At 31.1% G+C, this 10659-nt stretch carries 12 protein-coding genes and 1 pseudogene; 1 reads left to right on the top strand and 12 read right to left on the bottom strand.

The annotated features are described in order from the left end of the window. Positions 1 to 33 precede the first annotated feature (33 nt). Genes VJJ03_RS11245 through VJJ03_RS11230 form a run of 4 tightly spaced genes read right to left on the bottom strand, consistent with a single transcriptional unit; the run spans position 34 to position 1881 of the window. On the bottom strand, positions 34 to 201 hold the full coding sequence (locus tag VJJ03_RS11245) for a hypothetical protein (protein WP_323975659.1): 168 nt from the start codon (positions 199 to 201) through the stop codon (positions 34 to 36). Positions 202 to 213: 12 nt separating this feature from the next. After that, complete coding sequence (locus tag VJJ03_RS11240; RefSeq protein ID WP_323975658.1) at positions 214 to 636, bottom strand: hypothetical protein; 423 nt, start codon at positions 634 to 636, stop codon at positions 214 to 216. After that, positions 605 to 1483 carry a hypothetical protein gene (locus VJJ03_RS11235; protein WP_323975657.1) on the bottom strand — a complete coding sequence of 293 codons (879 nt, stop codon included), beginning with the start codon at positions 1481 to 1483 and terminating at the stop codon, positions 605 to 607. The genes VJJ03_RS11240 and VJJ03_RS11235 overlap by 32 nt, the downstream gene beginning before the upstream one ends. Positions 1484 to 1485: 2 nt before the next feature. Next, positions 1486 to 1881, bottom strand: coding sequence for a hypothetical protein (locus tag VJJ03_RS11230; protein ID WP_323975660.1), 396 nt, complete (start codon positions 1879 to 1881; stop codon positions 1486 to 1488). Positions 1882 to 1923: 42 nt separating this feature from the next. Here VJJ03_RS11230 and VJJ03_RS11225 point away from each other — a divergent pair. Then, positions 1924 to 2607, top strand: a pseudogene (locus tag VJJ03_RS11225) (TraM recognition domain-containing protein); the annotation flags it as partial. 60 nt (positions 2608 to 2667) lie between these two features. Here the strand turns inward: VJJ03_RS11225 and VJJ03_RS11220 are convergent. From VJJ03_RS11220 to VJJ03_RS11185, 8 genes are all read right to left on the bottom strand, one after another. Beyond that, positions 2668 to 3156, bottom strand: coding sequence for a hypothetical protein (locus VJJ03_RS11220; protein WP_323975656.1), 489 nt, complete (start codon positions 3154 to 3156; stop codon positions 2668 to 2670). A gap of 113 nt (positions 3157 to 3269) precedes the next feature. After that, the gene (locus VJJ03_RS11215; protein WP_323975655.1) at positions 3270 to 3809 is read right to left on the bottom strand and encodes a hypothetical protein; all 540 of its coding nucleotides are present in this window, start codon (positions 3807 to 3809) and stop codon (positions 3270 to 3272) included. A gap of 59 nt (positions 3810 to 3868) precedes the next feature. Then, positions 3869 to 4411 (bottom strand): hypothetical protein, encoded by a 543-nt coding sequence (locus VJJ03_RS11210; protein ID WP_323975654.1) that lies wholly within the window; start codon positions 4409 to 4411, stop codon positions 3869 to 3871. Beyond that, on the bottom strand, positions 4404 to 5933 hold the full coding sequence (locus tag VJJ03_RS11205) for a hypothetical protein (RefSeq protein WP_323975653.1): 1530 nt from the start codon (positions 5931 to 5933) through the stop codon (positions 4404 to 4406). Before VJJ03_RS11205 ends, VJJ03_RS11210 begins: the two co-directional genes overlap by 8 nt. Before the next feature lie 62 nt (positions 5934 to 5995). Next, positions 5996 to 7045 (bottom strand): phage baseplate assembly protein V, encoded by a 1050-nt coding sequence (locus VJJ03_RS11200; protein ID WP_323975652.1) that lies wholly within the window; start codon positions 7043 to 7045, stop codon positions 5996 to 5998. Positions 7046 to 7933: 888 nt separating this feature from the next. Further along, a complete protein-coding gene (locus VJJ03_RS11195; protein WP_323975651.1) occupies positions 7934 to 8599 on the bottom strand; it encodes a hypothetical protein in 666 nt (221 codons plus the stop codon). Between the two features lie 113 nt (positions 8600 to 8712). Further along, a complete protein-coding gene (locus VJJ03_RS11190; protein WP_323975650.1) occupies positions 8713 to 10191 on the bottom strand; it encodes a hypothetical protein in 1479 nt (492 codons plus the stop codon). Positions 10192 to 10200: 9 nt separating this feature from the next. Then, positions 10201 to 10659: hypothetical protein (locus VJJ03_RS11185; RefSeq protein WP_323975649.1), on the bottom strand; the 459-nt coding region annotated here is incomplete at its 5' end.

Raw genomic sequence — 10659 nt, 5'->3', positions numbered from 1 at the left:
TATCTTGATGTAACTTGGATTGGAATGCTTCTATTAGGGTTTATCTCCAAGTTCCTCAAAAAAGTTTAAACACGTTTCTTGAACAATTTCTGGAGAACATGGAAAAACTTTATGATTTTCCAAAAATTTCTCTTCTTCACTTTTACATCCTAATAAGGAAAATATTGAACTAAATATTAACATAAATATTATTTTTTTCATTGGAAAATATTTTTAAGGTTGCCAATCATTAGCCTCTTCTTTTATCTTGGTTATTCTTACTTTTTCATTTTTATGCTGTTTGGAAGTGCTAATGAAATTTTTCAAATCATTCAAAAGACCACTTGGTTTTTGAGTTGTTTTCCCTATCCAATTTATCCCTTTATAAAAAGGAAATGCTTCTTGGATAGCTGTTTTTACAGTAGTGGTACACTGCTCACCTTTCCAAGGATAAACACTATATATCTTTAAATGTCTATACCTATTCTCCCACCATTTTAGCATTTTATTTGCCTCGCTTTCCTTTACATAAAATTCTATTTTATGAACTTCGCCGTAAATACTTGTTCCATATTTTTTCCAATCTAATTTGATAAACTCTATTGCTTGATGAAGAGTTACACTATTAGCCTCTATACCTTCCCTTTTTGCAATCAATCTCTCCCCACCAAGGACGACCAAGAGTATTTTTAAAACTAAGAGTGTTTTCATTAATATTAACTATATCATCTTTATCGCCATCATTATTAAAATCCACATCATACTCTTTTTCATTTATTGGAACAATTTCTCCTGATTTATAGATATTTGGAGTTCCATTATTATTTAAGTCATAATCAGGTCCATAATCAAAATATTTATTCCCAATTGCCATACCCGTATGTCCTGCTAATCCTTTTGCTCCCCACCCCGTTTCTTTACTATGTGGCAATTCAATGATAACTGTTATCAATACCTCTTTTTCATATAACGCCAAATAGTCACTCTCCATATAAGGGAGATTAATAGTCTCATCTTTGTACTGACATTTTACAAAGAGTTCTATTTCATCACCCTCAAATGTTTCCTCAAGCAATTTCAAACATTCCTCTCCTGTAACCCATTCTATATAACCTCTATTATTCTGTACAGTTATTTTATTTATTTCCTTGTTTTTATTTTTAACTACTAATTTATCATTAAAACTAAAATAATTCTGATCATATACTATAAAGTCAATCTTTTCTCCATTTTTTACTCCCTGAGTCTGTATATGAAATCTTATGGTACTTCCGACTGTAGCTTCCTTTATAGGTTTATCATTGACATCTGTCCACCATCCTTTTACAAAATACTTTCCTGCAGGAGGAGGATCCTTAGGATTTCCTACTGAAATACCTTCATCAGCAGTAAAGCAGCTATGTTCTCCTGCCCAAGCCTCAAAGTCATCAGTATAAACCTGCCAAGTATCACACTCTACTAAGTTTGTTTCTCCTACTTTTCTAATGATTGTTCCTCCTGCCATAGCTAAGATATATTTGTGCTTTCACCACTATTGTTACTAAACTTTCCTTTTGAATGCACCTCATTCTTTTGTTCAGATATAAGTTTTGCATTCTTGGACTGATCAACAACTTGTTTTGCTCTTGCCTTTCTCTCCCCACGAGCAATTTCTGTGATATTTGCAGCTATTAACGAATAATCTCCTATTGCATTTTTATTGATCATAGCTCCTGCTGTCTCAGATATATCCACTCCTGCATCTATATCAATGCTTGCTGTAGCTCTTAAGCTAATATTCTCGCCAGCAACAAATGTTATATTCTTAGGAGCTTGAACCTTAATATTTCCTTTCCCGTCCATAGCATATATATTGCCACTTGGGTCCTCAATCCTCACACTGCCATCAGCATCGTTAAGCAATATTTTGGTACCACTTTGCGTATGTATAGCTTTGGTAGTAGGTACAATTCGCGTATTGTAAAGCTCATCAACAAGAAAGGGCAGCTCAAATCCTCAGTGATTATTGACGAGTTACCTACCATTTATTTCAGAGGCTTAGACAACCTGATAGCCACAGCCTGAAGTAATAAAGTAGCTGTTTGTTTAGGTTTTCAAGATTATTCACAGCTCACCCGTGATTATGGCGATAAGGAAAGTAAGGTGATACAAAATACGGTGGGGAATATCTTTAGCGGACAAGTAGTAGGGGAAACTGCTAAAACCCTTTCTGAACGTTTTGGAAAGGTATTGCAGAAAAGGCAATCTACTACGATTAACCGCAATGACACTTCTACTTCCATATCTACACAATTGGATAGTTTGATTCCTGCTAGTAAAATATCTAATCTTACCCAAGGTATGTTTGTAGGAGCTGTTTCTGATAATTTTGACGAGCGTATCGATCAGAAGATATTCCACGCTCAGATAATAGTGGATAATGAGAAAGTAGCTGCTGAGACCAAAGCCTACCAGAAAATCCCCGAAGTTCTCTCCTTTACTGATGCCTACGGCAACGATACCAGCAAAGAACAAGTAGAAGCCAACTACCGCCAGATAAAGTTAGATGTCATTGAAATCATTGAACGTGAAAAAGAACGTATCTCCAACGACCCTGAACTGAGGCATTTGGTGGAGAAGGATGAATAAATATTTAACTTTCTTCTTGGATATAAGTTTATCTTTCATAAGATAATTTATTATGTTCAATTATAGGCTGATATAGGCTTCTACATCATTATCTTTTGCTCCTGAAAGTAATGTATTAATATTTTCTTTTACTGATTCCCTGCCAATTGTAATCGTTCCAACACATTTTTCCTCATTCATTAGAATTTCAATGATGGGCAATGTAATACTATCCTTAGTAAAATATTGCTTTGATAGTAATAAATAATAGTTTCCTGAGGAGATATGTATTTTTTTAATTCTCTTACCTACGTAGTATTTTATAATATTTCTACCACCACTGATATCAAAATTTCCGTCTTTAAAGTATGCGATATAATATTTTCTAATACCTGTTTTGACTTTATAACAGCCATTTAGTGGTGTATTAAATAGTGTATTTATTTTTTTATATTTGATAATTGAAGGAAAATTTACTTTTGTACTTTTAATCTTATACTCTTCTGTTTTTATATCTTTTATTTTTATTGATATAGTGTCTTGAGCATAGGAAAAAAATATAAATATCATATAAAAAAATAATATAAATATAATTTTCATATTCAAATTAATCATTAATTATACTTACTAAATCGATATCATCTTTTTGCATCTCTTCCCATTGCCATTTCCAAAAAGCGAAACTAAAAATCTTTTAGAAACGCTTTTATATCTTTCTCTTTTATTAATGGTATAAATACTTTAAGACGTCCTTCTAATTTTTTCTTGTTGTCCTTAGTCGTAAAAATAGGTTCTTTTTCATCTATATCACTATAATTAAAATATTTGACATCTATTAGACCTTCCTTTTTATCAGAGTCATTTTTTGATAGCAATATATATTCTTTTCCAACATATATGTAGAGTTTTTGATATTTACCTTTATAGTAGTATTTCACTAAGTTAATTTTATTTTTCACTACAAGGTTACCCTCTTCAAAGAAAGCTTTGTAATACTCGTCTTTATTTACAATAACTTTATACTTTCCTCTTAAAGGTTCTTTTGTACGTTTATCGATTCTTATATAATCGTACAGACTTGAAATACATTTGGCAGGAATAGCTTTTTCAACAATCTCTATATCTTTATTGTCTATTTTATTTATAAATAACTGGCTGTATAGATTTTGAGATATAAAAAAAGCAAATACTATTAAACCGAGTGTTTTTGTCGTCTTATTCATTATCAATTGGTTTTAAATCAGAGTCTTTTATCATTGTTTCCCATTGCTAACAAGCGAAACTAAAAATCTTTTAGAAACGCTTTTATATCTTTCTCTTTTATTAATGGTATGAATATTTTAAGAAATTCTTTTGTACTTTGTTTATTTCTTTTTACTATAAGAATAGGCTCTTTTTCATCTATATCACTATAATTAAAATATTTGATATGTAACACTCCTTTTTCTTTATCAAGGTTGCTTTTTGATAGCAACGTATATTCTCTTCCAACATATATATATAGTTTCCATAATTTTCCTTTGCAATAATACTTAACTATGTTGATATCATTTTTGATTCGAATATTACCCTCTTCAAAGAAGGTTTTGTAATACTCATCTTTATTTACAATAACTTTATACTTTCCTCTTAAAGGTTCTTTTGTACGTTTATCGATTCTTATATAATCGTACATAATACTCCCATAGCGTTTAGTAGGAATAAGTCTCTTAACAATCTCTATATCTTTATTGTCTATTTTATTTATAAATAACTGGCTGTATAGATTTTGAGATATAAAAAAAGCAAATACTATTAAACCGAGTGTTTTTGTCGTCTTATTCATTATCAATTGGTTTTAAATCAGAGTCTTTTATCATTGTTTCCCATTGCCATTTCCAAAAGAAGAAATTATCTCTATGTTTTTTACCTTCATCCATAATATTTTTAGTTTCATCTTTTTTAAAAAATACTTTGGGTTGTATATCATTGCTTTCCTCCCTATAAGTGTGTGTCAGTCCCAATGTATGTGCTGCCTCGTGAACGATGGTATTTTTTCTCAATTCATCAGTATAACGAAGTAAAAGTACATACCTACTACTATTTTTTATATCATTTTTATCTAAATCATCAGAAAGAGCGTCAAGAATTTCATCATTTGTAGGTCCGTCAATCATAATAGGTAAAATAAAAAAAGTAACCCCTTTTGTTCGTTCCTGCACAGCATTAAGGGTATAATCTTTTAAATAAGAACGTAAATAGTGGGCAATAATCCCCTCTCTTAATTTATATAAATCACAAGCTACTGAATTAGAATTAGAATTAGGTTTTAAATCCTTAAAAGATTCTCTAATAAGCCAATTTTTACTTTCCAAAGGATTATTTCCAATAGTAAAAAATCCTAAATCAATTTCCATAACCTCATATTTAATTTCATTGTTTTCTTTAATAGGGTTGTAATCAATTAAAGATTGATTAAGGAGTTTTTTAAAAAACTCTTCGTTTTCTTCTATGTACTGTTTCCATTTATCAATTGTCTCTATTTGATTTAGTGATTGGGGTTCAGTTGTTCCGCCTTCTACAAATGTTTTAGTGGTGTTATCTGTGAAATTATATATTCTTCTTGAAAGAATATTTATATTTCCTGAGTCTCTTATAAGTATAAGTTTTTCTACATCATTCATATTTTTTGCATTTTCAGGAGGATCTTGGGTTACACTTCCCTTAAATTTTACCTCAACAAATCTAACATCTAATTGATAGGTAGTTTTATTTCTAAAAATATTTAGTTTTCCAACAATATTGCCTTTACCATCAAAAACTTTATAAAGCCTATCCTTCTCTGATACTGTATTACAATAAAGTTCTACCTCTACAAAACCTTTATTTATTATTTCTTTTACATTAATATCAGCTACCGAAAAGGAGATCCCATTTTGCTGAGTGAATTGGATGGTATCAGTATCTTCAATAGGAAGAGTATTTAATCTTTCTATAGATATTTTTAACTTAACATTTTTCTGTCCTTTCCTTAATGCTACCCAAGGGATGAAATATTCTCTTCCTTGAGGTTTCCACAGGGTATTATCATTACAATCCCTATATTCTTCTTTCAGTTTAGCATAATATGGGCATATATGTTTATATTCATTACGCATCCAATCAAATCCAAAACTACCATCATAGTTTCTGGGTCTCTCAAAATAGACTAAAAAATTGGGAACTTCACCCTCATTTCTTTTCTGTAGAAATTTATCCATAGAAATAGGCTCACACCTCTCAGGATTAGTTCCAATAATCACCTCCTCAGCATTGGCAAAATCATTTTTACCAGCAGCTGAGATGATAGTATCACCCTCTGTATACATCTTATAATCACCTCCTGTGATTTTAGTGTATACTCCTCCTACAATTCTTGTTCTACTCATAATTATGACATTCTTGTATTTTCACCACCATTTATACGAACTTTTTGCTGCGAGTGGTTTTCTATAGCACCTTCAGAATTTACGACCATACCTCCTGTGCTATTTTCTGTTCTCGCATTCTTTGTTTCACTATGTAAATCACCTTCTATCTTTTCAGTTAAAGCACCATTAACATATACAAACATATCTCCACAAATATCACTTCTCTTAGCCTTTCCAGCCGTTTCAGTGATATTTACATTAGCATCAAAATCAATACTATCAGTTGCTTTTAGATTGATGTTCTTAGCCGTGATATTAATCGTTTCAGGAGCAGAAATTTCTATATTCTTACCCTGAGTATCCAACTTAATCACATTGCCATTCTTATCGGTAAGCAGGATGCTCTCATCTTCGGTAAAGATGAGTTTATGTCCGCTTTTAGTATGAATAGCTTTTATTTTGTTGTCATCAGCTTTATAACCACTTTTCGCCTCACCATTGTAATGTGCCCCCAGCACAAAAGGACATTCTGCATTACCTCCTTCAAAATCCACTAATACCTCTTCGCCTATTTCAGGGACAAAATAGAATCCTTTACCCCCTCCTGTATAGGGTTGCACTACACGTATCCAAGGGGTCATTTCATTGCGTTTTGCCTGCCATAAGAATTGCACGCGTACACGTCCCATTCCTAAAGGGTCATTGTTGTCTTTTACAATAGCTGGTTGCTGCTCTGAGTGCGGAAAAGCATTCTCATCAAAATCAGCAGGGGTACGCATCATTGGGATACCCTCAAAGGAATTGTAATACTCCATACCAGTATGATAGTGTGATATTTTTATCACCCTATAAGTCTCCATTGCACGTGCATTGATGTCAGTAAGACACGCAAAGGTATTCATCCTGAGACGCGGGTCACGGCTTTGCCCTTTTACTTTGAGCAACAATTCGCGTTTGTCTTTCTCTAAGCGTACTACATCCTCTAAATCTACACTTGATTGCTCTAATGAAGTAGCCGAGTGATATTTTTGAGGTATTTTTTTGTAGATTTTTTTAGAACGTATCGCCAACGACCCTGAACTGAGGCATTTGGTGGAGACTCTTCATTCAGAATAGAAAATAGATTTTTTCTTATATTGCATTATTCTAAAAATACATATACAAACAAAAAATAGTGTATGTATAAAACCAAATAAAAATTTAATGAGAACAAAATATTACACATTACAATAAATTCAACTGACAATAAAGAAAATATCAATATGTCTATATATATAAACTTTTATTTTTAAAAAATATAGGAATAATAATATAGGCTATTGTTATTATAATTAGAAATAACCCCATAATAACTGGATTCTCTTTTATTATATCGAAAAAAACAGGTATAGTTAAAATAGTACTCTTAACAATACATCTAAAAGAAAAACAGCTGCTATCATATGCGATTGATATAAAAAAGAAAATTCTAATAAATGAAGTAAATTCACAATGAAAAATAATCTATTTTTTTTATAACTTTATTCATATTCTATTGAATTATGATATATTTTTATTTTTTCTATTGCGATTTTTTTATAGTCTCTATGTCCTATAATACTAAAATCCTTTCCAAGTTCTGTTTTTTTCTAAAACTTCTAAAAGTACTGTTATACAGAGATATACTGCTACTCATTAGGATTAAGATCTATTTTAGCAATATTTTCTTTGTAATTAAAGATATCTTCAGACCAAACTCCTAAAGGTTGCATACCTTCAAAATCAAATCGATCATTAATGTATTGTAAAATCTTTTCAATATCATAGATTTCAGTAACACCATTGTTGATTATTTTTGCAATCCCATTCCATTTCCTCTCTATTAAATCTTTCCATCATTGTCTTACGGCTTCCGAGGCAAAACTTCGTGTGCAGCGGTTTGCTCATCAGCATTAGAAGCTGCCAACTCAAAAATTATATCACGGCTCTGTAAAGATATAATCAAATCTTTCATCCTCTTCACCAAACGCTGCTCTATATCTTTTTGCGTACTCTTGTTTTGAAATCTGTTTTCCAGAAATTGCATCTATAAAATAATATAGATCACAATTTCTTTCTGAACAAACTATCAGATGATCCTTTTCTCTTTGTTGTTTTTCTTTTTTTGCTAATTCTATATATTTCTCTTTTTTTGCTAATTCTATATATTTCTCTAAACATTTATCTTTTGGGTAACCATCTTTTATGATAGCCTCCCACATATTCATTTCTTCTACATAAAATATTTCAAATCCAAAATAATTTGTTCCTCTAATATTAACAATTCTACCTTCTCCAGTTTTAAGGTTGATATGTCCTTTCTTTTCCAAGAATTGTAAAATATAAGGATATTTAATTTTCTTGAATTTCTTATCTTCATCTACAATTCTTTTAACGCCTTTTTTATTGTAATAAACAGATTTTCCGATAAGTACATTTTCTCCTATAAAATGCTTGATGCTTTTAATTTTTCCATTCGGATAATAATCTTTACGGCGTGTTATAAAAGAAGGGGAGGGCAAACTTTCCTCTATATACCCCCCTTCTTCTTTGTCAAAATATATATCATAAACTCTGCACCCTTCTTTCATATATATATCTCTCAATAATACCCCTCTTTTATATTTAAGCTCTTTAGCGAGCTTAAAATCAAACGTTTCATTTTTAGGTTGTGCTATTACATAGGAAGCATACAAATATAGTAATACTAAAAATACTCTCATAATTGCTCATTAATTATTCTATTTAATATTTCTTTTATTGCGGGGTTTATTAATTTCCATTGCCATTGATAGAGAGCAACTCCTTCGTTTAGATAATCCATCACATTATCTGTTTCTTGCCCTTGATAAATAAAGTCATCACTATTTTTTTGAAAAGTATGATCTAACCCAATACTGTGCAAAACTTCGTGTGCAGCAGTTTGCTCACCAGCGTTTAACAAGCAAAAAGAGCAGTTATTCCTAACATCTGTGAAACCCCTATTTATTTCTGCGCTCTCTCCTACAAGAAAAATTTTATAATAATCATTGTATTTATCTTTAAGTTCCTTATTACCATTATAAAACTCCAATATATGATTTTTAAAAGTTTCGATATTCATATCGTTTAAATAATATTTTTTCTTATTTTTGTTAAAATAAGCACATTCCTCTTTAAACTTTTTGTTCTCTTCCTCATTTTCATACTTACAAACTAAATTTTCTTCTTCATCAGGGATTTCAGGGTCTATCATTGCCTGATTAAGGAAGTTTCTCAGAGATTCTTCCCCACCCACAAGTTCTCCTACCTTATTACTAATACTTGTTTCGGTATAGATTAAAACAATTTTAATTTCTTTTCTAACTTTATAATAATTAGGGAGGATAAGCATTGCGCCACACAATTTGCCGTCCGCTTTTACTAATAGCTTTTGAGGAGTATCAAATTCTTTATTACAACAAATTGTAAAACAATCCTTCTTTAGATAATTTAGATTCCCATTTTCTAAACTTATTTTATTAAGATCTAACTTAGGTCTCTCTAATGTTAAATATTTTTCATCCTCTACAAGAGGATTTTCAAATTCAAAAGTAATATTTTTAGCTTTCTCTTTTCCTTCAAATTTTAAACTAAATGTAGCTTTTCTCCCTTTCCATAATGTTAATATAGGGACAACATAGAAAGGTAATTCCTTTGTATGATCCTTCCAAGTGATTTTAAACCGAGGGAAAGTTCTAATCAGCCTATTAAACATTTCTTTGTCTTTTATAAACTTATAACTAAAATAATCATACGGTGTCACATTCACAGGTGTACCATATTTATAATATTCTTCTATGTTCTTAGGTGTTCCACAGCTATCTATTTCACCCCCAGAATTGGGAATGGGGAAATAATATCTACCCAGTATACAGTACAACGGGTTATCTCCGCTTCTTCCTGTATCTCCTGTTCGTATCCAATCAAAACCGTATTCTCCTTTCCAGTTTGAATGAGGTCTAAATTTTACAAGACATTTACTTTCTATTATTATTGGTATAGAGGTTTTATTTGACAACTCCATTGGCTCATAATCTCCTACGATAGTGCCTTGTTCTCCTCCCCAATAGTTTGATCCACCAGCAGTACTGACAATACTACCGTCAAAAGTATGAAAAGTAGTATCACCTTTACTTGTCATAATGATATTGCCCTTACAAATTGTAATCTTACTCATAATTTAATCTTAGAAATCAATTGTTTTTTCTCCACTATTGCGTTTAAAAGTTTTATTAGAATTTACATTAATATCAACTTCAGAGCTTATTTCCATATTCTGAGAATGAAATTGTCGTTCTTTTTCTGTATGAGAAATCATATTCCCTTCAAACCTTTCTGTAAAGTTTCCTTGAACAGTTAAACTCATATTACCACATACATCCGTTATTTTCTCTTTACCTACTGTTTCTGTAATATTTATGTTAGCGTCCAAATCAATATTACTAAAAGCTTTTATATTGATATTATTAGCTGTAATATTAATCGTCTCAGGAGCAGAAATCTCAATGTTTTTTCCTTGAGTATCCAACTTAATCACATTGCCATTCTTGTCAGTAAGCAAGATGCTCTCATCTTCGGTAAAGATGAGCTTATGTCCACTTTTCGTATGAATTGCCTTTACGCGGTTATCAGCATTATGATAGCC

Origin of the sequence: Capnocytophaga sp. G2, assembly GCF_035282625.1 — a bacterium.
Classification (GTDB): domain Bacteria; phylum Bacteroidota; class Bacteroidia; order Flavobacteriales; family Flavobacteriaceae; genus Capnocytophaga.
This window is presented reverse-complemented; position numbering and strand designations above follow the sequence as displayed.

What these genes read in the sequence shown, in the direction of transcription:
- VJJ03_RS11215 (WP_323975655.1), bottom strand. Translation starts at nt 3,809, where the DNA reads ATGAATAAGACGACAAAAACACTCGGTTTAATAGTATTTGCTTTTTTT.
- VJJ03_RS11220 (WP_323975656.1), bottom strand. Translation starts at nt 3,156, where the DNA reads ATGATATTTATATTTTTTTCCTATGCTCAAGACACTATATCAATAAAA.
- VJJ03_RS11245 (WP_323975659.1), bottom strand. Translation starts at nt 201, where the DNA reads ATGAAAAAAATAATATTTATGTTAATATTTAGTTCAATATTTTCCTTA.
- VJJ03_RS11235 (WP_323975657.1), bottom strand. Translation starts at nt 1,483, where the DNA reads ATGGCAGGAGGAACAATCATTAGAAAAGTAGGAGAAACAAACTTAGTA.
- VJJ03_RS11205 (WP_323975653.1), bottom strand. Translation starts at nt 5,933, where the DNA reads ATGTATACAGAGGGTGATACTATCATCTCAGCTGCTGGTAAAAATGAT.
- VJJ03_RS11190 (WP_323975650.1), bottom strand. Translation starts at nt 10,191, where the DNA reads ATGAGTAAGATTACAATTTGTAAGGGCAATATCATTATGACAAGTAAA.
- VJJ03_RS11210 (WP_323975654.1), bottom strand. Translation starts at nt 4,411, where the DNA reads ATGAATAAGACGACAAAAACACTCGGTTTAATAGTATTTGCTTTTTTT.